Source organism: Pseudomonas sp. GGS8 (genome assembly GCF_024168645.1).
Classification (GTDB): domain Bacteria; phylum Pseudomonadota; class Gammaproteobacteria; order Pseudomonadales; family Pseudomonadaceae; genus Aquipseudomonas.
The window spans coordinates 3,360,578-3,384,621 of the sequence record NZ_JALJWF010000001.1; the positions used below are offsets into that span (position 1 = coordinate 3,360,578).

Sequence of the window (24,044 nt, forward strand, 5' to 3'; positions counted from 1 at the left end):
GCAAGTCGGATCGCCGCACCGCCGCTCCCACAGGTTTTGTGGCGTATGACTAATTACAACAACTCAAAGCTCTGCTGCGTCACGTCCTGGGAGTCCTGGCCGATCTGCACGTTGAACTTGCCCGGTTCCGCGGCGTACTTGAGTTGGGCGTTGTAGAACTTCAGGTCATCCTCGGTGATGGTGAAGTGCACGACTTTCTGTTCGCCGGCCTTGAGCATTACTTTCTGGAAGTTCTTCAGTTCCTTGACCGGGCGGATCATCGAGCCGGTCACGTCCTGAATGTACAGCTGCACCACGGTTTCGCCGTCACGCTTGCCGGTGTTCTTCACAATAACGCTGGCGTCGAGCTTGCCGGTTTTGTTCAGAGTGGTCGAAGACAGGGCCATGTCGGTCAGGCTGAACTGGGTGTAGCTCAGGCCGAAGCCGAACGGGAACAGCGGCCCGGTGGTGTCTTCGAAATACTGCGAGGTGTAGTTGCCCGGTTTGCCCGGGGTGAACGGCCGGCCAATGCTCAAGTGGTTGTAGTAGGTTGGAATCTGACCCACCGAACGCGGAATGGTGATTGGCAATTTGCCCGACGGGTTGTAGTCGCCGAACAGCACGTCAGCGATAGCGTTGCCGCCTTCGGTGCCGCTGAACCAGGTTTCCAGAATCGCGTCAGCCTGCTCTTTCTCTTCGAGAATCGACAGCGGACGACCGTTCATCAATACCAGCACCAGCGGTTTACCGGTGGCTTTCAACGCCCTGATCAGCTCGCGCTGGTTGCCCGGGATGTTCAGGTCGGTGCGGCTCGACGATTCGTGGGACATGCCACGGGACTCGCCCACCGCAGCCACTACCACATCAGCATCCTTGGCGGCTTTTACCGCTTCATCGATCAACACGTTGGCCGGACGCGGATCGTCCACCACTTCTGGCGCATCGAAGTTGAGGAAATTGAGGTAATCGAGGATTTTCTTGTCGTCGGTGATGTTCGCGCCACGGGCGTAGATCAGCGTCGACTGCGCGCCGAGGGCATTGGTCATGCCGTCGAACAGCGTGACCGATTGCGCCGGTTTACCGGCGGCAGCCCAACTGCCCATCATGTCGATCGGTGCTTTGGCCAGTGGGCCGACCAGCGCGATTTTCGCGGTTTTCTTCAGGGGTAGGGTGTCGCCCTGGTTCTTCAGCAGCACCAGGCTACGGCGCGCGACATCACGGGCCTCGGCACGGTGCAGGCGGCTTTCGGCGTAGGTGTCGGCCGGGTCATCCTCGGCCTTGCCGATGCGCAGGTACGGGTCTTTGAACAGGCCCATGTCGTATTTGGCGGCGAGCACTTCACGCACGGCGTTGTCGATGTCTTTCTGTTCGATCTCACCGGCCTTCAACAGCCCTGGCAACTCCTTGCCATAGAGGGTGTCGTTCATGCTCATGTCGATGCCGGCCTTGATCGCCAGCTTCGCGGCTTCGCGACCGTCAGCGGCGACGCCGTGCTTGATCAGTTCGAAAATCGCCCCGTGGTCACTGACCGCCAGGCCCTTGAAGCCCCATTCCTTGCGCAGCAAGTCGTTCATCAACCAAGTGTTGGCGGTAGCCGGCACGCCGTTGATCGAGTTCAGTGCAACCATCACCCCGCCAGCACCGGCGTCAACGGCGGCGCGGTACGGCGGCAGGTAATCCTGGTACATCTTGACCGGGCTCATGTCGACGACGTTGTAGTCGCGACCGCCCTCGACCGCGCCGTACAAGGCAAAATGCTTGACGCTGGCCATGATGCTGTCGGCCGCGTTCGCACCGCTGCCCTGGAAGGCCTTGACCATCACCCCGGCAATCCGCGAAACCAGATAGGTGTCTTCGCCGAAACCTTCGGAGGTCCGGCCCCAGCGTGGGTCGCGGGAGATGTCGACCATCGGTGCGAAAGTGATGTCGAGGCTGTCTGCCGCGGCTTCCTTGGCGGCGATGCGCCCCGACAGGCCGATGGCGTCCATGTCCCAGCTCGAGGCCAGGGCCAGGGGAATCGGGAAAATGGTCCGGTGGCCGTGGATCACGTCATAGGCGAAGAACATCGGGATCTTCAACCGGCTGCGCATGGCCGCGTCTTGCATCGGACGGTTTTCCGGGCGGGTGATCGAGTTGAAGGTGCCACCGATATTGCCGGCCGCGATTTCCTTGCGGATCATTTCCCGAGGCATTTCCGGGCCGATGCTGATCAGGCGCAACTGGCCGATCTTTTCATCGAGGGTCATCTGCTTCATCAGGTGGCTGATGAAGACGTCCTTGTTCTCTATCGGTGCGGGTGTCGTGGCGGCCAATACGGTATGACTGGCCAGGCTGACGAACAGGCCCAGCAAACACAGCTTCTTCATGGATGTTTTTCTCAAAAGGCCCAAGCGGCAGTAAATACGCGCCGGTCAGCCAAAATTTTGGGAGCGACTATTGTTGTTCGGGTGTTGCTCAGAAAAATGCAGCACACTTCTTACTGTTTTTCGCTGGGCATCTTTTAGCCCATTGGCTCGATGCAATCCAGTAGCGGCGCAGATTATGCCCCAAGAGCCGGGGTCAAAGTTCGCCGGTTGTTTTATCAACGTAGTGTGCAAGGGAGCATCAACCAGATGAATGTACGACACCCCTATCGGTCGAGCCTGCAGGTTGCAGCCTTGATGTTGCTGGCCACATTGTTGGCCGGTTGCGGCATCAACACTATCCCGACCCTGGACGAACAGGCCAAGGCTGCCTGGGGCCAGGTGCAAAACCAGTATCAGCGCCGCGCCGATTTGATCCCCAACCTGGTGGAAACCGTCAAGGGCTACGCCAAACACGAGGAAGAAACCCTGACTGCGGTGGTCGAAGCCCGGGCCAAGGCGACGTCGATTCAGGTGGATGCCAGCACGCTTGATAATCCGGAGAAGCTCAAACAGTTCCAGCAGGCACAGGATCAGTTGACCGGCGCGCTGAGTCGGTTGATGGTGGTGTCCGAGCGTTATCCGGACCTCAAGGCCAACCAGAACTTCCTGGCGCTGCAATCGCAGCTCGAAGGCACCGAGAACCGCATCGCCGTGGCACGTCGCGACTTCATCCTCGCGGTGCAGAAATACAATACCGAGCTTCGTACCTTCCCCGGTCGCTTGTGGCACGCCGTGATGTACAGCGATTTGCCGATCCGCGAAACGTTCGAGGCCACCAGCCCCGGTGCTGAGAAAGCGCCTGAAGTGAAGTTCAAGTAAGCGCCGGACAGAGTTCGAAGCGCCACCACGGATGAGGTTGCCCATGCGCGTGTTGAAAATGGGCCTGATGCTGTTGCTCTGGGTGTTTGCCCTGACGGCCCAGGCCGAGTTGAAGTTCCCGGAATTGACCGGGCGGGTGGTGGATAACGCCCAAATGATCGAGCCCGCGGTGCGCGAGCAGCTTGTTCAGCAGCTTAATGCTCACGAAAAAACGACCGGCGAGCAGTTGGTGGTGGTCACGTTGCCAGACTTGCAGGGCGCCGACATCGCGGATTTCGGTTATCAGCTGGGACGCTACTGGGGCATTGGCCAGAAGAACAAGAACAACGGCGCGCTGCTGATTGTCGCGCGTGCCGAGCGAAAATTGCGGATCGAAGTCGGTTATGGCCTGGAAGATCGCCTGACCGATGCGCAGAGTTCGGTGATCATCAATCAGGTGATCACGCCTGCGTTCAAGGCCGGCAACTTCAGCAAGGGCATCAGCGATGGCGTCTCGGCGATGTTGGTGGTGCTGGGGGGCAATCCGCTGAACGAGCCGTCGACAGTGTATGAGTCGCGTGGCAATCAGGAGAGCGATTTCGTTGCGCGGCATCCGGGGATATTCGTGTTCCTGGTGCTGCTGTTTATCCTGACGATCTTCGTCGGCCAGATGTTCGGTATTCTGCCAAGTGGACGTGGGGGCGGCGGTTTCGGTGGCGGAGGTTTTGGCAGCGGTGGCGGTGGCGGGGGCTTCAGTGGCGGTGGGGGCAGTTTCGGCGGCGGCGGTTCGTCGGGCGGCTGGTGATGACACGGCAGCAAACACAACAACAATAGCGAGCAGGCACTCATAAACATGGCATTACTGACTGAACACGAACAACGCAAAGTCGCCGAGGCGATTGCCCGGGTCGAGCGCGACACCGACGCCGAGCTGGTGACAGTGCTCGCGGCCCGCGCCGACGACTATGCGTATATTCCGCTGCTCTGGGCCAGTCTGCTGGCGCTGGTGGTGCCGGGTATCGTGCATTACCTGACCGGCTGGCTGACCATGCACAGTTTGTTGCTGGTGCAATGGGTGAGCTTCATCGTGTTGTGCCTGGTGTTCCGGATTCCGAAAGTCACCACGCGCCTGATCCCGCGCTCGGTCCGTCACTGGCGTGCGTCGAACCTGGCGCGTCGGCAGTTCCTGGAGCAGAACCTGCACCACACCGTGGGCGGCACCGGCATGCTGATTTTTGTCTCCGAGGCCGAGCGTTACGTGGAAATTCTGGTGGATGAAGGGATTTCCAAACGGCTGGACAACAAGAATTGGGACGCGATTGTGGCGACGTTTACCCAGCAGGTGAAGCAGGGGCAGACGTTGCAGGGGTTTGTGACGTGCATCGAGGCGTGCGGCGAGTTGCTCAAGGTGCATGTGCCGGTGACCCAAGTGCGCAATGAATTGCCGAATCGGTTGGTGGTGTTGAGCTAAACATCCGATTCCCGGCAACGACTCGTTCTTTCTAGGATCGCACCGTTTGGTAAATAACTGCGTGTCCCGAACGGCCATCCCCCCTAAAATACCCGCCATTCCCCGATTCGCACCGCCCGAGGCCGTTTTTTCCATGTCTGTCACCGTCACTCCCGCCAGCCTCGCGCCGGATCACCACGCCCAGTTCATCGACCTGCTGCAAAACAGCCTGGACGCCAATGCCTTCATCAAACTGGTGCTGGCCAAGTACGTTGGCGGCGAAGCGGACTTGCAGCGGCTGATCATCAAGCAGCTGACGGTCAAGGATCAGCCGTGCCTGTCCTTCGTCTATCGCTACAAGACCCGCGACATCACCAAGAACCTGCCGATTGCCGAAGGTGTGGCGAGCATTGCCGCGCTGTTACCGGCGTCGTTCAAAAATGCGCATTTACTGTCATTGACCGACGAAGCCCAGCTCGAATACAGCAAAAAGGGCAAATCTTCGCTGTTCAAGAGCAAGCCTCAGCAATTGCGTGAAGTGCCGTCTGCCGAGCATAACCGCGAGAAGAACCGCTTCCTCGACCTGAGCCGGCCGTTCCTCAACGACCTCGGCGTGACCAACGCGCAACATGAATTGATCCCGGCGATGTCGCGCAAGTGGAAGCAAATCAACAAGTTCATCGAAGTCTTCAGCCATGCGCTGACCTCATCGCCGCTGGCGCTGGACAAACCGGTGCGGGTGGCGGATTTCGGCTCGGGCAAGGGTTACCTGACGTTCGCGATCCATGACTACCTGCGCAACACCCTGAAAGCCGAGGGTGAAGTGACCGGCGTCGAGCTGCGCGAAGACATGGTCAAGCTGTGCAACAGCGCGGCGGCGAAACTGGAGCATCCGGGGCTGGTGTTCAAATGCGGTGATGTGCGCAGCGTGGCGCCGAGCGAGCTGGATGTGATGATCGCCCTGCATGCCTGCGACATCGCCACCGACTATGCGATTCACACCGGCATTCGTTCCGGCGCTTCGATCATCATGTGCTCGCCGTGCTGCCACAAGCAGATCCGCCTGCAGATCCAGAGCCCGGCGCTGCTTAAGCCAATGCTGCAATACGGCCTGCACCTGGGGCAGCAGGCGGAAATGGTCACCGACAGTTTGCGTGCACTGTTCCTGGAAGCCTGCGGTTACGAGACCAAGGTGTTCGAGTTCATCTCACTGGACCACACCAACAAGAACAAGATGATTCTGGCGGTCAAACGCGCCGAGCCGGTGGACCCGGCTCAGTTGTTGGTGAAGATCCAGGAACTGAAGGATTTCTACCACATCAGCGAGCATTGCCTGGAAACCCTGCTGCGGGCTGACGGCTACCTCTGATCCTGTGGGAGCGAGCCTGCTCGCGAAGGCGGTGTAACAGTCAATCTGGATGTTGAATGTTATGGCCCCTTCGCGAGCAGGCTCGCTCCCACATGGGGTTTGACTGCGGTCTTGCGCCCCAACATCACCGTCACGATCACCCCGGCAGCAAACAGCCAGGTAATTGGCTCGACGTGCTCACCGAAGAACAACGCCGAAAACGCGATGGTGAAGAAGATCTGCAGCAGCTGGATCTGACTGACCCGGGCAATGCCGCCCATGGCCAGCCCGGCGTACCAGGCAAAGAACCCGATGAACTGCGAAAACAGCGAGACATAACCGAAGGCCCACCAGGTCCTGGCCGAAATCTCGCCCTGATGTTGCAGCGCCAGGTACAACACCGGCCCGATCAGCAGCGGCGTCGACAGCACCAACGCCCAGCAGATCACCTGCCAGCCGCCCATCTCCTTGGCCAGCCGGCCGCCTTCGGCATAACCCAGTCCGCCCACGGCAATCGCCCCGAGCATCAGCAAGTCACCGGGCTGAATGCTGCCGGCGCCGCTGATCAGCGCATAACCGAGTACCAGCGCACTGCCCAGCGCGGCGCAGGCCCAGAAGGCTTTCGATGGACGCTCATGGGACAGCCACGCGGCATACAGCGCCACGCACAGTGGTTGCAAGCCGTTGACCAGTGCGCCGTGGGAGGCGGGCAGCGTCTGCATGGCCCAGGCCGACAGCACCGGGAAGCCGAGGATGACGCCCGCTATCACCAGTGTCAGGCCTTTGATCTGTTTCCAGGTCGGCCATTTTTCCCGGCGCCACAGTAATAGCAGCGCAGCTGGAATCGCCGCGAACAGCGCCCGGCCGAGGCCGTTGAGCAGCGGGTGGAGTTCCTGCACGACGATCCGTGTGAAGGGCAGGGTCAGGCTGAAGATAACGACGCCGAGCAGGCCGAGGGCCATGCCGGTGTTTTCGCGCGAGGACATGATGGCAACCAGAATCGAGGATGGCGGGAAGAGCCTTCATCTAGCCATAAACCGGGGACGTTGCTCTGTTACAGCTAGGCGCAGAGTTATCCGTACAGTTTGAGGCCGCCATCGCGGGCAAGCCACGCTCCCACAGGTTTTGCATCGCCCTCAAGAACAATACAGTACCTGTGGGAGCGTGGCTTGCCCGCGATGAACGATGACGCGGTCCATCAGGTAGTAGATGGTTATTACCCGACCCGCCGGATAAGGACTACCTTGAATACTCCTGCAGGCCCACGCATTTTCCAGAGGAGTCCTCCCCATGGCTGCTAAAAAAATTCTGATGCTGGTCGGCGATTACGTCGAAGACTACGAAGTGATGGTGCCCTTCCAGGCGCTGCTGATGGTCGGCCACACGGTGCATGCCGTTTGCCCGGACAAAACCGCCGGCCAGACCGTGCGCACGGCAATTCATGACTTCGAAGGCGACCAGACCTACAGCGAAAAACCCGGTCATCTGTTTGCCCTGAACTTCGATTTTGCCAAGGTCGAAGCGGCGGACTACGACGCGCTGCTGATCCCGGGTGGTCGTGCGCCGGAGTACCTGCGCCTGAACGAAAAAGTCCTGGCGCTGGTGCAAGCGTTCGACAAGGCTGGCAAACCGATCGCCGCTGTGTGTCACGGCGCGCAATTGCTGGCCGCCGCCGGGATTCTTGAAGGTCGCGAGTGCAGCGCCTACCCGGCCTGTGCCCCGGAAGTGCGCCTGGCGGGTGGTACGTACATCGATATCCCGGTGACGGAAGGCCACGTTCAAGGCAATCTGGCCACTGCCCCGGCCTGGCCGGCGCACCCAAGCTGGCTGGCCGGTTTTCTCGGGTTGCTGGGTACCAAAATCACGCTGTAACGAGGGACCTGTCCATGTGCGAGCTCTACGTCAAGGCCGACCCGATTCTCTACGAATCGCGCTCCCGCTCGCTGCGCATCTGCGGGGTGGTCACCACCCTGCGGCTGGAGAATCAGTTCTGGGACATCCTCAGTGAAATCGCCGAGGTCGACGGTATGACCACCAATCAGTTGATCGCCAAATTGTATGAAGAGGTGATGGACTACCGCGGCGAAGTGGTGAATTTCGCCTCGTTCTTGCGGGTCAGTTGCATGCGCTATTTGAGCCAGCGCCGGGTGCAGGCACCTGAGTTGTCGGTGGTGCGGGCGGTGGTGAAGTAGCGAGATTGTCAGGTGACCTTGCCAGCGACAGAAGCAGCGGGGTGGTCTTTACTCTGAAGCGCGAAACCTCTCAATCGCCAAGGAGAACAAGCATGTCTGGATGGTACGAAGTGAGCAAAACCGGCAATGGTCAGTTCAAGTTTGTGTTGAAAGCGGCCAACGCCGAAACCATTCTGGTCAGTGAGCTGTACACCACGCGCAAAGCGGCCGACAGCGGTATCGCCTCGGTCCAGGCCAATAGCCCGCTGGACGAACGCTACGAGAAAAAAAACACCAAGGATGGCCATCCTTACTTCAATCTGAAGGCCGGTAACCACGAGATCATTGGCAGCAGCGAGTCTTATTCATCCGATGCTGCGAGGGAAAAAGGCATCGCCAGCGTCAAGGCCAACGGCCCGACCACGGTGATCAAGGACAAAACTTTGCCGGTGTTCTAAGCACACCGCTGTTCAACTGTGGGAGCGGGCTTGCCCGCGATGACGGCCTGACATTCAACGAAGAGGTTGGATGTACGATCGCTATCGCGGGCAAGCCCGCTCCCACAGTGGTTTTGTGTGTGGCTGAAGATCAGCGCAATGCGTTTAACATACCCTGCAACTGACTACGACCAGCCTCACCCAACGCAAACACCGGCAACCGCGGGTCACCCGCTTCCAGCCCGGTCAGGCGCAAACCAGCCTTGATGGTCGCCGGCAGACCGCCCTTAAGGATGAAGTCCAGCAGCGGCAACTGGCGATAGAACAGTTCGCGAGCCTTGCTCAGATCATTGGCCAATACAGCTTCGTACAAATCGAGATTGAGCTCCGGGATCAGGTTCGGTGCCGCCGTGCACCAGCCTTTGGCGCCGGCCGCGAACGCTTCCAGCGCCAATGGATTGCAGCCGTTATAGAACGGCACCTGGCCCTCGCCCAGCAGTTGCAGTTTGTGCATGCGCTGAATATCGCCAGTGCTCTCCTTGACCATGGTGACGTTGTCGACCGCGTTGAAAATCCGCAGGATCAACTCCACCGACATGTCGGTGCCGCTGGTGGCCGGGTTGTTGTAGAGCATGATCGGCACGCCGATGCTCTCGCCGATGGCGCGGTAGTGGGCGAGGATTTCCGCTTCGCTGAGTTTCCAGTACGACGCTGGCAGTACCATCACCACATCGGCGCCGTGGGCTTCGGCGAAACGCGCGCGGCGCACGGCTTTGGCGGTGGTCAGGTCGGACACGCTGACAATGGTCGGGACGCGTTTGGCCACGTGGCGGAGGCTGAATTCGCTGACCTGATCCCATTCCGCGTCGCTCAAATAAGCGCCTTCGCCGGTGCTGCCCAATGGGGCGATGGCGTGGACACCGCTGTCGATCAGGCGGTCGATGGAACGCCCTAGCACGTCGAAATCGACACCTTCGTCATGGGCGGTAAACGGGGTGATGGTGTAGCCGATGATGCCGTGAATGTTTGCGGTCGACATGGCGTCTCTCCTTTCAAGAATGAGTGGGGTCAGTGCAGGCAATCGGCGTGTTGGCGCAGGTTCTGCCGGGCGTAGTAGTTGAACGCGGCGGCGTGGCGCTTGGGCTTGGATATCCAGTCGTGGGCTTCACGGCCCAGCTCGGGAAGAATCGGTTTGATCACACCTGCGGCCATGGCCAGCAACTGCAACTTCGCTGCGCGTTCGATCAGTTGCGCAATGACGCAGGCTTCTTCAATGGTCGCGCCGGTGGACAACTGGCCGTGGTGGGAAAGCAGGATCGCCCGCTTGTCGCCCAAGGCCCCGGCAATCAGTTCGCCTTCTTCGTTGCCCACCGGCACTCCCGGCCAGCCCTCGAGAAAGGCGCAGTCGTCGTAGAGCGGGCAGAGGTCCATGTGGGAAATCTGCAGCGGTACTTCCAGCATGGACAGCGCCGCGACGTGAGTCGGGTGCGTATGAATGATGCAGTTCACGTCCGGCCGGGCGCGGTACACCCAGCTGTGGAAGCGGTTGGCCGGGTTGGGCATGCCGTGGCCTTCAAGCACTTCCAGGTCTTCGTTGACCAGCAACAGATTGCCTGCGGTGACCTCATCGAAACCCAGCCCCAGTTGCTGCGTGTAATAAGTACCCGGCTGCGGGCCGCGAGCGGTAATTTGCCCGGCCAGGCCGGAGTCGTGGCCGTTTTCGAACAGAATGCGGCAGGTCAGGGCCAGCTTTTGCCGGTCGGTCCACGTATTATCCGCCAGGGTGTTTTGCATCTGTGTCAGCGCTTGTTTGACCAGTTGCTCCTTGGGTAGTGCTAATGTCTTGGCCATATCGGTGTCCTTTGGGTGGGGCATGCAAATGACACTAAAGAGGCTATATGACACATTGTGTCATTGGCAAGGACAAATCGTTGCCTCCTTGATGGATTAATCGCTCTACATGTCTATCCGTTTGAAATTACTGAGAAAAAAACTTGGCGTGACGCTGGAGGGCTTGGCCGAAAAATCCGGCATGACCAAGAGCTATCTGTCGAAAGTCGAGCGCGGGTTGAATACCCCGTCGATCGCCGCAGCGCTGAAATTGGCCAAGGCGCTGAACGTGAAAGTCGAGGAATTGTTTTCCGAAGACAACGTCAGCCTCGACAGCTACAGCCTGGTGCGCAGCGACGAACGCCAGTCCCTGGCCGCCAATGACCAGAGCCCGGGTTATGCGGTGCTGGCCCATCAGGTCAGTGAGCGCAGCCTGTTGCCGTTCATCATTTACCCGCCGAGTGAGTTCACCGACAAAACCTTCAAGGAACATCTGGGGGAAGAGTTTCTGTTCGTTCATGAAGGGCAGGTGGAAGTGGACTTTATGAACGAGCGAGTGCTGCTCAACCGTGGGGATGCGCTGCACTTCAATGCGCAGAAACCGCATCGCCTCAGATCAGTGGGCGAGGCGCAGGCGCAGTTGCTGGTGGTGGTGCATAGCAGCGAGGAATGAAGTCATCGGGGTTTTGTGGCGAGGGGGCTTGTCGGAACGCCGCATCGACCCGTTCGGCTGCGCAGCAGTCGTAAAACCAGAGAACTCGGTGTGACTGAAGATACTAGGGGGGCCGCTTCACAACCCAACGGGGGCAAGCCCCCTCGCCACAGATCAGACCTCGACCGGCACGGTCAGCTTAGGGTTACCCAGCGCATGGGTCTTCGAATCAAAAAACCGCAACGCCACACCCGTGCCCTCGAACACCTTCGCGTAATGCCGTTTCTGATGCTGGATGAACGCCTTGCTGCGTGGGTAAATCGAGATCGCTACGACTTTCGGTTTCGCCTGGCGCAACGCATGAACGATGTGACTGTCCTGCTCGCCAAGGGCCTGCCCGAAGATGCACAACCCGTCGCCATGGCCCAGTAACTGGTCGTAGCAGAACGACAGGTAATCCGAACTGCGAATCGTCTTGAGTTTGTCTTGCGCCGGGCCTTCGTTGACGAACAGCGGCACGTCGTCGAGGGTCTTGATCGTATTGTTGATCGCGAAATTGCCCAGCAACGTCCCTTCGGTCGACATCAGTTTGCGTGCCGTGCCGTCCTGATTGCGCACCAGATGCAAGCCGCCGTGCAGGTACAGCAACCGCGGCTTGTCGGTGGCGCTGGCGCTCAGATCGAAGCCCGGTTCGTCGCCCTGGAACAAGTCGGTTACGACGTCCGGTCGATGCTGGATCGCCCAATAGCTGAGCAAGTCGTAGTTGGTGGTGAACACCGTCCGATAGCTGCCCAGTTCCTGATTGATCGTCGCCAGCGTCGAAGGCTTCACCAGCCGCCACGGGATGTGCACCGCGTGCACGGTGTTGATCAGCGCTTCCTTGATCGCGTAATAGCGATTGCGCGGTGCTGCGGAGCTGACGGCCAGGGCCTTGTTGACCCGGCTAGTGGTTTTCAGCGCGCCGAGAACCTGCTCGAAACTGCGCGTCTGCATCGCGTCGAACACGCTCAGCTCGGACTGGCTCAGCGGTTTTTCTTCGACGGTGCGGGCGTTTTCGAACAGCGAGTCGTAGCCGAAGTCGTCCCACACGGCGCGGCTGGCACCGTTACCCACCAGCAGGCCGCCGAACGAGGCGGTGGTGCGCAAGGCGTTCCAGTCTTCAAGTTGGGCATCGACATCCTGGAAATCGGTCATTGCGTTTGTCGTCTCGAAGCAAAAGGTCTGATGGACGGCGACTTTATCACGCTCAGGCGTTGAGCCAGATCAACATACCGCGTGACTGATCGGTCGACCCTGTGCGCACCCGCCGAATCGGCATTGTCGATTCGGTTTCAGCCAGGAGACTCGCGCATGAGCAGTACGTTTTTCATTCCCGCTGTGAACATCATGGGCACCGGTTGCCTCGACGAAGCCATGGACGCCATTGGCAAGTATGGTTTGCGCAAGGCGCTGATTGTCACTGACGCCGGGCTGGCCAAGGCTGGCGTGGCATCAAGGATTGCCGAGAAACTGGCGTTGCAGGACATCGACTCGGTGATTTTCGACGGTGCCAAGCCGAATCCGAGCATTGCCAACGTCGAACTTGGCCTGGGTCTGCTCAAGGAAAGTCGCTGTGACTTCGTGGTGTCTCTGGGCGGTGGTTCGCCTCACGACTGCGCCAAGGGTATCGCCTTGTGCGCCACTAACGGTGGGACGATTCGTGATTACGAAGGTGTCGATCGGTCGGCCAAACCCCAACTGCCGCTGATCGCGATCAACACCACCGCCGGCACTGCCAGCGAGATGACCCGTTTCTGCATCATCACCGATGAATCGCGCCACGTAAAAATGGCCATCGTCGACCGCAACGTTACGCCGCTGCTGTCAGTCAACGACCCGGCGTTGATGGTCGCCATGCCCAAGGGCCTGACCGCCGCCACCGGCATGGACGCATTGACCCATGCCATCGAAGCCTACGTCTCCACGGCAGCCAACCCGATTACCGATGCCTGTGCGCTGAAAGCCGTCACGTTGATCAGCAACAACCTGCGCCTGGCTGTACAGCACGGTAGCGACATGAGCGCGCGGGAAAACATGGCTTACGCGCAATTCCTGGCGGGCATGGCGTTCAACAATGCGTCCCTTGGTTATGTTCACGCGATGGCCCACCAGTTAGGCGGGTTCTACGACTTGCCCCATGGCGTGTGCAACGCGGTATTGCTACCTCACGTGCAAAGCTTCAACGCGCTGGTTTGTGCTCCGCGCCTGACCGACGTTGCCCACGCGATGGGGGCTGACATTCGCGGGCTCAGTCCGGAAGAGGGCGCGCAGGCGGCGATCGCGGCGATCCGCAGCCTGGCCAGGGATGTAGACATTCCCGCCGGTTTGCGTGAGCTCGGTGCCAGGCTCAATGACATCCCGGTCCTTGCCAGCAATGCCCTCAAAGACGCCTGCGGACTGACCAATCCACGGGCAGCGGATCAGCGGCAGATCGAGGAGATTTTCCGCAGCGCGTTCTAAGCGTTTCGACGGCCGGGCGCGAGCACTACGCAAAGCAACGCGCCCAAGGCCAGCAAGGTGCATAACAACGACAACGGCCATGCCTGCTGGCTGGCTGCCAGGCTGGCGATACCGCCGATAATGGCGGCCATCAGTTGGTGAATGAAGCCACTCAGTGCCATCGCATAAGCTCCGCCGACCGGCGAGCCGTGGTTGGCCAGGGACAGGCTGATCGGGTAAATCAGCGATTGGCCGAATACTGCAAAGCAATAGGGCAACCAGAACAGCAGCGCGATAGAGGTGCCTGCAAGGCTACCCAGCAACATGACTGCGCTGCCGGCCAGTATCAGCCCGACGCCCGCTGTCATCAGCCATCGCTGACCGGTACGCAATACGAAGCGATTGACCGCCACGGCCCCGAGAAAGTACGCCGCGCTGATTGGCCAGCCCAACAAGCCGTATTCCACTGCCGACCACTTGAAGGCGCCTTGCAGAATCAGCGGCGCAGCGGTGTTGAACGCGACAATCACCCCATACCCCAAGCCTCCGGTGAGGGCCGGTAACAGGAAGGCCCGATGACGCAGAATGTGCCCGTAGCTCGTCCAGGCGGATGATGGTGTGTTCTCTTCTGCCAGCATCGGGAACGTGACCCGCGCCACCACCACCGCCATCAACAGGCTCACACCACCCAATAAGTAGAAAATCGCCGACCAGCCCAGCGCCACCTGGATGATCGACCCCAGGTATTGACCGATGCCCAGCGCCACCACAAAGGAAATCGATATCCAGGACAATGCCTTGGCTAGCAAGTCGCCGCGAAAACTGTCGCGGATCAGCACCCGGGCCATGACTGAAATCCCGCTGGCGCCAACCCCCTGAATCAGGCGAAAAACCAGGAACGACTCAAGCGTCTGGCCCAGGGGCAGGGCCAGGTTGCCCAGCCCATACAGGCCGAGCGCCGCGAGCAACACTGGTTTGCGGCCAATGCGCTGGCCCAGGCTGCCCCAGAACAGCATCGGCAGCGCCATGCCGATCAGATACACCGCCAATCCCCATGAAACCTGCGAGGCATCGGCGGACAGATCACCGGCAATTTCCGGCAGCGCCGACAGGTAAATGCTCATGCCCAATTGAGCGAGAAAAACCGTGCAGCAGGTGATGAGGAGGGTGGTGCTGCTCTTCATTTGATCTTCCCTGTTTTTTTCAGCCGCCGATGTCCCGGCCGTGCGTGCGTAAAAGCTCGGTGATGAGTTCACAGAAATGGCGGATCAGCGTCGTCTCCATGTCGGCGCGCAGGGTGATTCTGATGGCTGCCTTGCCTTGTGCAACCATCGGGAAAAAGACTGCCGAGGTGAAGAATCCGTGATTGGCCAGTTCAATGGCGATGTTGTTGGCCAGCGATGCCTCACCGCAATTGACCAGTCGAATCGCCATGTTGCTGTTGTGTTGTTCGGTTCGTATGAGGCTGTCAAAGAGGCGGATATTAACCTGAAGCTTTTCCTGCAGCGCAGCGAATTCCAGGGTGTGGTGTAACTGGATGGATGCCCGGCCCGCGCCAATGGCTGCACTGTTCAGGCTTTGCGACCAGTTGCTGGGGCCGCCGTAACGCGCAATGAGCTTCTTCTGCCGTTCACTGCCCAGCATCACCAGACCGCCACTGGCGCCGAACGACTTGGCCAGCGAAGCGACAATGAGGCAGTCATCATCCAGGGTATGCAGCCTGGGACGCACAAGACCGGCGCCGAATGTTCCTACAGCGGAAAGCGCGTGGGAATCGTCCAGATACAGAAACAGCCCGTAGCGGTCCTTCAGATATAAAAGGCTGTCCATGTCCGCAACCCCGCCCATGCTGTAGGCGCCGTCGGCGACATACGCGACCCTGGTGTGCTGTTGACACAGCGATTCGAGGAAGTCCATGTCGTTATGCGGGCACGTCACGACCTTGGTTTCATCGGCACAGGCGGCTTTGAGGTGATTCATCGAGTAATGCGCCAACCGGTCGAAAGCCATCACTGGAGGGCGATTTTCCGTGAATACGCCGCTGGCCAGCAGCGGCAGGATCCCGGCACTCGCTGCACTGCACGACAGAGTGCTCAGGCAACTGGCGCCGAACAACTCGGACAGTTCGGTTTCGTATTGGTCCAGAATTGCCAGCTTGCAGCGGTTCTTTGAATTGGCGATGCGAAGTGTGCCGGTTTCCCACAGCGTGGTCATGGCACCGTCGAGAATATCGGGATGGTGATCCAGACCCAGGTATGACGTCGTACAGAAATGATGAAACGCTCGCCCGTACTGATCGAGCATGCGGTTGGCACTTTTTATCTCAACGTTGAGCCCCGCGATTTTTCCGGTTTCGGCGGTCTCCCAATCATGATCGGCCAAGGAAACGAGTTTGCGGTAGTTGGTGAAGGTGCGCGCCGTGTACGGTATCTGGTTCATGTGTGAGTGACATTCCTTGAGTGAATCTATCCGTGGGTTTGTTGCAGTTTGTGTGTATTGCCAGACTTTACAGAGAGTCCCGATGGGCTTTGAATCGGCTGTTTCCGGTAGTACTGAGAGTTGTAAGAGAATTAGTTGTAGGGCGATGCCCCGGGGTGCTGTGGGTAATTGGATGGCGGGCACGAATCGAATCCGGGCTATCCTGCCGACTCAGTCGAACCGAAATCATCGAGCCCTGCCATGCTGCAAAAAAGCCTGATCCGCCGCCTCGACCTGATCACTCTCCAGCTGTTTGTGGCCGTCCACGAAGAGGGCACCTTGACCCGTGCCGCCGCCCGCGAAGCGATCGCGGTGTCGGCGGCCAGCAAGCGGTTGATGGAGCTGGAGGAGGCGCTGGGCATCAGCCTGTTCGTGCGCCAGGCCAAGGGCATGACGCTGACGCCGGCCGGTGAAACCCTGCTGCACCATGCCCGGCAGATGCTGTTCAACGTCGAGAAAATGGGTCTGGAACTGGGTGAACACAGCCACGGTGTGCGGGGGTATGTGCGGATGCTCGCCAACCTGTCGGCGATCATTCAATTCCTGCCCGAAGACCTGCGGGACTTTTCTGCGCGCCATCCGCAGGTCAAGACCGACCTCGAAGAACGCCCCAGCAGCGGGGTGATTCAGGGCGTGCTCGATGGCGTGGCGGACCTCGGGATCTGCTCCAGCGACAGCGACGTCAAAGGGCTGCACAGTGTTGTTTATCGCCAGGATAAACTGGTCGTGCTGATGCCGGCCGATCATCCGCTGGCGAGTCGTTCGGCCCTGGCGTTTGCCGACACGCTGGACAGTGATTACGTCGGTCTGCATTCGGCCAGTTCCATCAACATGCGCACCCATGCGGCCGCGCGCAAGGCCGGCAAGGTGCTGAGGCTGCGGATTCATGTGCCGGGGTTCGACGCCATGTGTCGGATGGTCCAGGCCAACATGGGCATCGGCATCCTGCCGCAAAAGGCTTACGAACTGTTTGGCCGGGCATTGGGTTTGCACGCGGTGCCGCTGACGGATGACTGGTCGGATCGTGCGTTGATTCTGGTGGTGCGCGATCAAGCGGCGCTGTCGCCGGTGAGCCGGATGTTGTTTGAGTATTTGCGCGGGGCGATCTGATCATTCTCGAATGGTTGGACGGGCCTCATCGCGGGCAAGCCCGCGAAGACTGACCTGAGGTCGCGGTAATTCTTCTGCCAGGCATTCGCGTTTCGCGAACGGTCGTTGCCAACAGAAGGTTGGATTCCATGCCACTTGGTCCTCTAGCCTTGGCGCATATTCCAAGAACAAGAGGTCCCCCCGCGATGACTGCCCCCTTGAGTGCAATCAAAGTGATCGAGATCGGCACGCTGATCGCCGCGCCGTTTGCCGCGCGCATGCTGGCCGAGTTCGGTGCCGAAGTGATCAAGATCGAAGCCATGGGCCAGGGCGATCCCCTGCGTAAATGGCGCAAGCTGCACGAAGGCACTTCGTTGTGGTGGTACCTGCAATCGCGAAACAAGCAGTCCCTGGCGCTGAATCTGAAATCCCCTGAAGGCATCGAACTGGTCAAGCAACTGGCGAGCGACGCCGATGTGCTGATCGAAAACCTGCGCCCCGGCGCGCTGGAGAAACTCGGCCTGGGCTGGGACGTGTTGCATGCCCTCAATCCCAACCTGACGCTGGTGCGCATTTCCGGTTATGGCCAGACCGGCCCGTACCGTGATCGTCCGGGTTTTGGTGCGATCGGCGAGGCCATGGGCGGGATTCGCTACACCACCGGCACCCCCGGTTCACCGCCGGCCCGGGTGGGTGTGAGTCTGGGGGATTCCCTGGCTTCGCTGCACGCGGTCATCGGCGCCTTGATGTCGCTGCTGCGGGTCAAGACCGGACAGGGCGGTGGGCAGGTGGTCGATGTGTCGTTGGCCGAAAGCGTGTTCAACGTCATGGAAAGCCTGGTGCCGGAATACGACATGCTCGGTCATGTGCGTGAGCGCAGCGGCGGGGCGTTACCGGGTATCGCGCCGTCCAATACTTATCTGACCGCCGACGGTGCCTACGTGGTGATCGCCGGTAACAGTGACCCGATCTACAAACGCCTGATGGCGGTGATCGGCCGGGCCGACTTGGCCGAAGCGCCAGAGTTTGCGCATAACGATGGCCGCGCCGCCAAAAGTAATGTGCTCGACGCAGCCATCACTCACTGGACCAGCAGCTTGCCGATCGATGAGGTGTTGGCTGCTCTGGAAGCTGCCGAAGTCCCGGCCGGGCGCATCTATTCGGTGGCCGACATTGTTGCCGATCCTCACTATCAGGCGCGGGGTATGCTGCTCAACGCTGAACTGCCGGGTGGCGCCTCGGTGAAGATGCCGGGCATCGTTCCGAAACTGTCCGAGACCCCCGGTGGCGTGAACTGGTCGGGGCCAAGTCTGGGGCAACACACCGACGGCATTCTTGCTGGCCTGGGCCTGACTGCGCTGGACATTGAGCGGCTGAAAACTGAAGGGGTGGTGCAATGATCACTGACTATTCCCAAACCCTGATCGTTCAGGAAGTCTCCCCGCGTGACGGCTTGCAGATCGAGCCGACCTGGGTCGAAACCGCCGACAAGATTGCGTTGGTCGATCAGTTGTCGCTGGCGGGGTTCAGCCGTATCGAAGCCGGTTCGTTCGTGTCGCCCAAGGCGATTCCGGCGCTGCGCGATGGCGAGCAAGTGTTCAAGGGCATCGCTCGACAGTCGGGCGTGATCTATGTCGCGCTGATTCCTAACCTCAAAGGCGCACAACGGGCACTGGACTCGGGTGCCGATGAGCTGAACCTGGTGATGTCCGCCAGCCAGACCCATAACCTGGCGAATATGCGGATGCGCTGCGAGGCGTCATTGGCGGCGTTTGGCGAGATCGTCGAGTTTGTTCGCGGTATGCCGGTGCGGCTGAACGGCAGCATCGCCACGACCTTTGGTTGCCCGTTCGAAGGTGGGATCGATGAGGACCGCGTGCTGCAGATTGTCGAGGCTTATCAGGAACTCGGCATCCAGGGCATTACCCTGGCCGATACCACTGGCATGGCCAATCCACGCCAGGTCGATCGCTTGGTGCGACGGGTGTTACAGCGGGTTTCACCGGCGGATCTGACTCTGCATTTCCACAACACCCGAGGCCTCGGCCTGTGCAACGTACTGGCTGCCTATGAGGCCGGTGCCCGGCGCTTCGACGCGGCCCTCGGTGGCCTTGGCGGTTGCCCGTTTGCACCGGGTGCCTCGGGCAATATCTGCACCGAAGATTTGGTCAACCTGTGCGATGAAGTCGGCATTCACACTGGCATCGACCTGCCGTTGTTGCTGCGATTGTCGCGAGGCTTACCCGCGTTGCTGGGCCATGAAGTGCCCGGGCAGCTCGCCAAGGCCGGACGTAACTGCGACTTGCACCCGACGCCGTCCTGACTCAACCCAAAAACCTGTGGGAGCGGGCTTGCCCGCGATGACTGAGTCACATCCAGCCTAGATGTCGACTGATGCACCGCAATCGCGGGCAAGCCTGCTCCCACAGAAAAGCAGCCAATCAGATCACTTAAACCAGACAACAAAAACAATCGGACTCCCACGGGAAGTCTGCCTGGAGAAACCACGATGAGCCTCAATGTTCTGGAGGCGGGCGTGAGCCCGTCCGTTAGCCACGACGCCGAAAAAGCCCTGGTCCATAAAGTTGCCTGGCGACTGATGCCGCTGATCATGGTCTGTTATCTGTTCGCGTTTTTCGACCGCATCAACATCAGCTTCGCCAAGTTCCAGCTACAGACCGACCTGAGCCTGAGCGACACCGCTTACGGTCTCGGCGCCGGGTTGTTTGTAGTGGGTTATGTGATCTTCGAAGTGCCGAGCAACATGATGCTTTACAAGGTTGGCGCCCGACGCTGGATCGCCCGGATCATGATGTCGTGGGGACTCGCGACGGCGGCCATGGTCTTCGTCAACAGCGAATGGCAGTTCTACGCCCTGCGTTTCGTGATCGGCGCGATGGAGGCGGGTTTTGCGCCGGGCGTGCTGTATTACCTGACGCTGTGGTTCCCGCAGCACTATCGCGGGCGCATCACCTCGATGCTGTTTCTCGCGTCGGCGTTTGCCGGGCTGGTTGGCGCCCCGTTCTCCGGGTTGGTGCTGCAACACCTTGATGGCTTCCTCGATATGCGCGGTTGGCATTGGCTGTTTCTGCTCGGTGGCGTGCCTTGCATCGGCCTCGGTTTGCTGGTGCTGACCTTACTCAAGGACCGCATTGAAGACGCCCATTGGTTGAGCCCGTCGGAGAAGACACTGCTCGCCAGCCGTATCGCTCACCACGAACCCCACAAGAGCGGCGGCTCCTTGCTGGCCGCGCTGCGGATTCCGGGTTTCCTGACATTGGGGTTGATCTACTTTCTGATTCAAGTGGCGTCCTACGGCTTGAATTTCTGGGCACCGCAACTGATCCGCAGTGCCGGCACCGAGAGCCCGGTGATGATCGGCTTGCTGACCGCCATCCCCTACATCTGCGGCGCCATCAGCATGGTGGTGATCGGGCGGTTATCCGATGCCACCGGCGAGCGGCGCAAGTTTGTCGCAGGTCTGGTGGCGGTAGGCGCGGTGGGGTTCTTCTGCGCAGGAATTTTCGCCAACCACACGACCTTCCTGATTGTCGCCCTGGGCTTGCTCGGTGCCGGGATCATCGCGTCCATCCCCAGCTTCTGGACTTTGCCGCCGAAATTGCTGGCCGGCGCCGGAGCGGGCGCTGCCGGTGGGATCGCGGTGATCAACACCCTTGGCCAGTTCGGTGGGATCGTCAGCCCGGTCATGGTCGGGCGGATCAAAGACCTGACCGGCAGCACCACTCCAGCGCTGTACGTCATTGGCGTCGCTGCGTTGATCGCCGCGGCTTTGTTGCTGTGGGGGTTGCCACAGAAACTGCGCACGCTCGACAAGTTCTGAAGCGTGCAGTGCTGGGCCGGACGCCATCGCGCGCAGGCTCGCTTGTATATTTAGACTTGAAGGGGTGGGCACAGGATTGGTGCCCGCCGCCAATCCCTGTGGGAGCGGGCTTGCCCGCGATGGCGTACGGCCCAGCCAACAACGCCCCAGCGGCTTTACGCTCAAGGATGTTTAAGCTGTACTCTCCGTTCGCAACCACCCAGAGCGACTCAAGGTTACTGGATCCATGCTAACCGGCCTCAACCACCTGACCCTCGCCGTCACCGACCTGAACCGCAGCGTGGTGTTCTATCGCGATTTGCTGCAACTTCAGCTTGAAGCGACTTGGGACACCGGCGCCTATCTCTCGCTATCCGGTCTGTGGCTATGCCTTTCTCTCGATCCACTGCGCGAATCCACGCCCGCCGCCGACTACACCCATTACGCTTTCAGCCTCGATGCTGCGGTTTTCCCGTTGTTCGTCGAACGCTTGCGAGCCACCAAGGTGCGGGAATGGCGGGACAACCGCAGCGAAGGTGCGTCGTTCTATTTTCTCGACCCGGATGGGCACAAGCTTGAGGCGCATGTCGGGGATCTGGCGTCGCGGCTGGCGGCTTGTCGGCAGTTGCCCTATGCGGGGATGAAGTTCTTCGACGATCAGTGAGCCGATGTTCAGGGGCCTGAGATAGAATTGCGCCTCTTCACCCGGCGTCCACAGGAATTCCCATGACTCCATCGCTGCTAATGGCCGTTCTCGCCTCGGGCTTCATTTATGGCATCACGCCGGGACCGGGTGTGCTGGCGGTGTTCGGCATCGGCGCGGCGCGCGGACGGCGGGCCGGGGCGGGGTTTCTGTGCGGGCATTTGCTGGGCGACGTGGTCTGGTGCAGCACTGCGCTGATCGCGATTGTCGGTGCGCGGGAAATCGGCAGCACTGCGTTCGATGTGCTGGGTGTGCTCAGCGGGCTTTATTTGTTCTGGCTGGGCCTGCGCGCGGTTCGCGCTCGTCGCGCCAGTGCCGAGGCGCCTCAGGGCCCGGCGCGGCAGCCGTTCTGGCACGGCATCCTGTTCGGCCTGACCAACCCCAAGGCATACCCGGTGGCGGTGGCGACGTTTACAGCGCTGTTGTCCAGCCGTGCAGAGTTGCTGCATTGGTCAATGTTGCCTTGGTTGATCATCTTGAGCTTCACTGGTGGCCTTTTGGCCTACGCTATTCTCATTGGCATCGTCGGTGCGCGTCAGGTGCGCACGTTTTATCAGCGTCATGAACTGGCGATCACCCGATTATGCGGGGTCATGTTCATCGGTTTCGCTATCAATGCCCTGGTGCATGCGCTGCCGGGGCTGGTGACGAACAAGGCTTGAGGCAGAGCGCAGGGACGCGTCGGCTGCACAGTCATCGCTCGGGCGTATGACCGGTCAGGGAGGGTTGTTCAATGTTGCATTGTCCGGACATGCTCTCGGCATCATGGAAACCAGAAATTCCGCGCCACTGGCGAGCTACATCGACCTCTTGCTGGACGCCGTTTGTGCGGTGGACAAACAAGGTCGCTTCGTATTTGTCAGCGCGGCCTGCGAGCGCATTTTCGGATACGCCCCCGACGAGTTGATCGGCCAGTCGATGATCGACTTGGTACATCCCGCCGACCGACAGCGCACCCTCGACGCCGCGCGGGAGATCATGGGCGGCGAGCCCAAGCTCAACTTTGAAAATCGTTACCTGCGCAAGGACGGCCGGGTGGTGCACATTCTCTGGTCGGCACGCTGGTCGGAGGTCGATCAGTTGCGTATCGCCGTGGCTCGCGACATCACCGAGCGCAAACAGGCCGAGTCCCGACAAGCGGCGCTGTATGCGATCTCCGAAGCGGCCCACGCGGCGGAAGATTTGCTGGCGCTGTTCAAACGCATCCATTCGATCATTGGTGAATGGCTGCCGGCGTTGAATTTCTCCGTGGCGCTGTATGACGAGCACTGTGCGCAGCTGAATTTCCCCTATCACGTCGACGACCATGAGCCGCAACCCGAGGAGCCCGGGACTGTTACCGGGCGTTTGTGCGCAGAAGTGATTCGCAGTGGCTTGCCGATCCTGCTGACCCCGGATCAGGACAATCTGCCTGAGGGGTTTGCAGCGCTGGTCGAGAGCCAGAATTCGCCCTGCTGGCTGGGCGTACCCTTGAGTTCGCAGAATGGCACCATTGGCGCGCTGATCGTCAAAAGCATGCCGGGCGGCGAGCGTTACACCGAACAAGACAAGGAGCTGCTGCAGTATGTTTGCGCCCAGGTCGCCACCGCGATCGAGCGCAAGCAATTGCATGCCCGGCTCCAGCGCATGGCCCAGTACGATCAACTGACTCAGTTGCCCAATCGCGAATTGCTGCGCGAACGCCTCAAAGCCTCGCTGGCGCTGGCCCGGGTAGACTCCGGACGAATGGCGTTGCTCTACGTCGACCTCGACCGTTTCAAGCAAGTCAATGACACCCTCGGTCATGCCGTCGGCGACATGCTGCTGCAAGCGGTCGCCAATCGGATCAAGGGCTGCGTGCGCGAAACCGACACAGTGGCGCGCATTGGTGGTGATGAATTTGTCGTGTTATTGCACAGTATCCACGCCGCCGAAGACGCCGAGAATGTGGCGGGGAAAATCCGCCAGGTGCTGGTTCAGCCCCTGCGTCTGGACGGGCACAACCTGACGATCCAGCCGAGCATCGGCGTCGCGCGATACCCCGAACATGGCACCGAAGAACAACAGCTGTTCAGGCATGCCGATGAGGCGATGTACGCCGCCAAGCGCCAGCACCATTCGCGTCTCGGGGTCTGAAAAACCGTCACCGTTCGTCGCGACGTTGCCAGGTTTTCTAAACCTTTTTGGGTATGGAAATTCATATCTTATGCGGGCGTCTGCTCGCTGTGATCATCACCAAGAGGATGAGAACCATGCCTACTTCAAAAAATCCGAGCCCGGGTAGCGCCATCGATCGAACGAAGGCGTCTGAAGCCGCTCGCAAAGGTGGGAAAACTACCACGACGACTGTTGATAAAGACCCTGCCAAAGGCGGCATGGGCCGTAAAGGCGGTCAGAAATCCCGGTAAGAGGTGAAGGTGGTTTTTG

The 24,044-nt window shown here is 60.0% G+C and carries 24 protein-coding genes; 17 read left to right on the top strand and 7 right to left on the bottom strand.

The window, feature by feature from the left end; genetic code table 11:
* Positions 1-53: 53 nt before the first annotated feature.
* Positions 54-2,345, bottom strand: coding sequence for a beta-glucosidase BglX (gene bglX, locus J3D54_RS15190; RefSeq protein ID WP_253419566.1), 2,292 nt, complete (start codon positions 2,343-2,345; stop codon positions 54-56).
* A gap of 246 nt (positions 2,346-2,591) precedes the next feature.
* Between bglX and J3D54_RS15195 the strand changes: the two genes are divergently transcribed.
* The 4 genes from J3D54_RS15195 (at position 2,592) to J3D54_RS15210 (ending at position 6,001) form a co-directional block, all read left to right on the top strand.
* The gene (locus J3D54_RS15195) at positions 2,592-3,203 is read left to right on the top strand and encodes a LemA family protein (RefSeq protein WP_253419568.1); all 612 of its coding nucleotides are present in this window, start codon (positions 2,592-2,594) and stop codon (positions 3,201-3,203) included.
* Between the two features lie 43 nt (positions 3,204-3,246).
* Positions 3,247-3,987 (top strand): YgcG family protein, encoded by a 741-nt coding sequence (locus J3D54_RS15200; RefSeq protein WP_253419571.1) that lies wholly within the window; start codon positions 3,247-3,249, stop codon positions 3,985-3,987.
* 48 nt (positions 3,988-4,035) lie between these two features.
* Positions 4,036-4,653 carry a TPM domain-containing protein gene (locus tag J3D54_RS15205; RefSeq protein ID WP_018926845.1) on the top strand — a complete coding sequence of 206 codons (618 nt, stop codon included), beginning with the start codon at positions 4,036-4,038 and terminating at the stop codon, positions 4,651-4,653.
* Positions 4,654-4,786: 133 nt separating this feature from the next.
* Entirely contained in the window at positions 4,787-6,001 is a 1,215-nt protein-coding gene (locus J3D54_RS15210; protein WP_253419574.1) for an SAM-dependent methyltransferase, read from the top strand.
* 59 nt (positions 6,002-6,060) lie between these two features.
* Here the strand turns inward: J3D54_RS15210 and J3D54_RS15215 are convergent, their stop codons facing one another.
* Positions 6,061-6,966 (bottom strand): DMT family transporter, encoded by a 906-nt coding sequence (locus tag J3D54_RS15215; protein WP_253419577.1) that lies wholly within the window; start codon positions 6,964-6,966, stop codon positions 6,061-6,063.
* A gap of 304 nt (positions 6,967-7,270) precedes the next feature.
* On the opposite strand from J3D54_RS15215, the gene J3D54_RS15220 reads away from it, so the two are divergent.
* The 3 genes from J3D54_RS15220 to J3D54_RS15230 all read left to right on the top strand — a co-directional run bounded on the left by J3D54_RS15220 (position 7,271) and on the right by J3D54_RS15230 (position 8,609).
* Complete coding sequence (locus J3D54_RS15220; RefSeq protein WP_253419580.1) at positions 7,271-7,852, top strand: DJ-1/PfpI family protein; 582 nt, start codon at positions 7,271-7,273, stop codon at positions 7,850-7,852.
* 14 nt (positions 7,853-7,866) lie between these two features.
* On the top strand, positions 7,867-8,172 hold the full coding sequence (locus J3D54_RS15225; protein WP_007935755.1) for a ribbon-helix-helix domain-containing protein: 306 nt from the start codon (positions 7,867-7,869) through the stop codon (positions 8,170-8,172).
* A 92-nt stretch (positions 8,173-8,264) separates the two neighbouring features.
* Positions 8,265-8,609: a YegP family protein gene (locus J3D54_RS15230; RefSeq protein WP_253419585.1), complete on the top strand. Its 345-nt coding sequence runs from the start codon at positions 8,265-8,267 to the stop codon at positions 8,607-8,609.
* Positions 8,610-8,739: 130 nt separating this feature from the next.
* Here J3D54_RS15230 and J3D54_RS15235 read toward each other — a convergent pair whose 3' ends face one another.
* Both J3D54_RS15235 and J3D54_RS15240 read right to left on the bottom strand, forming a co-directional pair.
* Positions 8,740-9,627 carry a dihydrodipicolinate synthase family protein gene (locus tag J3D54_RS15235; protein ID WP_253419588.1) on the bottom strand — a complete coding sequence of 296 codons (888 nt, stop codon included), beginning with the start codon at positions 9,625-9,627 and terminating at the stop codon, positions 8,740-8,742.
* A 29-nt stretch (positions 9,628-9,656) separates the two neighbouring features.
* On the bottom strand, positions 9,657-10,439 hold the full coding sequence (locus J3D54_RS15240; protein WP_253419590.1) for an aldolase: 783 nt from the start codon (positions 10,437-10,439) through the stop codon (positions 9,657-9,659).
* 109 nt (positions 10,440-10,548) lie between these two features.
* On the opposite strand from J3D54_RS15240, the gene J3D54_RS15245 reads away from it, so the two are divergent.
* Entirely contained in the window at positions 10,549-11,091 is a 543-nt protein-coding gene (locus J3D54_RS15245) for a helix-turn-helix domain-containing protein (RefSeq protein ID WP_253419593.1), read from the top strand.
* Between the two features lie 153 nt (positions 11,092-11,244).
* On the opposite strand, the gene J3D54_RS15250 is transcribed toward J3D54_RS15245, so the two are convergent.
* Complete coding sequence (locus J3D54_RS15250; RefSeq protein ID WP_253419596.1) at positions 11,245-12,264, bottom strand: DUF4917 family protein; 1,020 nt, start codon at positions 12,262-12,264, stop codon at positions 11,245-11,247.
* Positions 12,265-12,420: 156 nt separating this feature from the next.
* On the opposite strand from J3D54_RS15250, the gene yiaY reads away from it, so the two are divergent.
* The gene (gene yiaY, locus J3D54_RS15255; protein ID WP_253419599.1) at positions 12,421-13,569 is read left to right on the top strand and encodes an L-threonine dehydrogenase; all 1,149 of its coding nucleotides are present in this window, start codon (positions 12,421-12,423) and stop codon (positions 13,567-13,569) included.
* On the opposite strand, the gene J3D54_RS15260 is transcribed toward yiaY, so the two are convergent.
* Both J3D54_RS15260 and J3D54_RS15265 read right to left on the bottom strand, forming a co-directional pair.
* A complete protein-coding gene (locus J3D54_RS15260) occupies positions 13,566-14,732 on the bottom strand; it encodes an MFS transporter (protein ID WP_253419602.1) in 1,167 nt (388 codons plus the stop codon). The two genes, yiaY and J3D54_RS15260, sit on opposite strands and share 4 nt — an antisense overlap.
* 19 nt (positions 14,733-14,751) lie before the next feature.
* The gene (locus J3D54_RS15265) at positions 14,752-15,987 is read right to left on the bottom strand and encodes an aminotransferase class I/II-fold pyridoxal phosphate-dependent enzyme (protein WP_253426631.1); all 1,236 of its coding nucleotides are present in this window, start codon (positions 15,985-15,987) and stop codon (positions 14,752-14,754) included.
* Between the two features lie 240 nt (positions 15,988-16,227).
* Here J3D54_RS15265 and J3D54_RS15270 point away from each other — a divergent pair, with 240 nt between their 5' ends.
* From J3D54_RS15270 to J3D54_RS15305, 8 genes are all read left to right on the top strand, one after another.
* Positions 16,228-17,136, top strand: a complete 909-nt coding sequence (locus J3D54_RS15270; protein WP_253419605.1) for a LysR substrate-binding domain-containing protein — start codon at positions 16,228-16,230, stop codon at positions 17,134-17,136.
* 185 nt (positions 17,137-17,321) lie between these two features.
* Positions 17,322-18,515 carry a CaiB/BaiF CoA-transferase family protein gene (locus J3D54_RS15275; protein ID WP_253419608.1) on the top strand — a complete coding sequence of 398 codons (1,194 nt, stop codon included), beginning with the start codon at positions 17,322-17,324 and terminating at the stop codon, positions 18,513-18,515.
* Entirely contained in the window at positions 18,512-19,438 is a 927-nt protein-coding gene (locus tag J3D54_RS15280) for a hydroxymethylglutaryl-CoA lyase (protein WP_253419611.1), read from the top strand. Before J3D54_RS15275 ends, J3D54_RS15280 begins: the two co-directional genes overlap by 4 nt.
* Before the next feature lie 186 nt (positions 19,439-19,624).
* Positions 19,625-20,956, top strand: a complete 1,332-nt coding sequence (locus tag J3D54_RS15285) for an MFS transporter (protein WP_253419614.1) — start codon at positions 19,625-19,627, stop codon at positions 20,954-20,956.
* Between the two features lie 226 nt (positions 20,957-21,182).
* Entirely contained in the window at positions 21,183-21,599 is a 417-nt protein-coding gene (fos, locus tag J3D54_RS15290; protein ID WP_253419617.1) for a fosfomycin resistance glutathione transferase, read from the top strand.
* A gap of 62 nt (positions 21,600-21,661) precedes the next feature.
* Complete coding sequence (locus J3D54_RS15295; RefSeq protein WP_253419620.1) at positions 21,662-22,300, top strand: LysE family translocator; 639 nt, start codon at positions 21,662-21,664, stop codon at positions 22,298-22,300.
* 103 nt (positions 22,301-22,403) lie between these two features.
* Positions 22,404-23,753, top strand: a complete 1,350-nt coding sequence (locus J3D54_RS15300; RefSeq protein WP_253419624.1) for a diguanylate cyclase — start codon at positions 22,404-22,406, stop codon at positions 23,751-23,753.
* Positions 23,754-23,869: 116 nt separating this feature from the next.
* A complete protein-coding gene (locus J3D54_RS15305) occupies positions 23,870-24,025 on the top strand; it encodes a stress protein (protein WP_253419626.1) in 156 nt (51 codons plus the stop codon).
* The last annotated feature ends 19 nt before the right edge of the window (positions 24,026-24,044 follow it).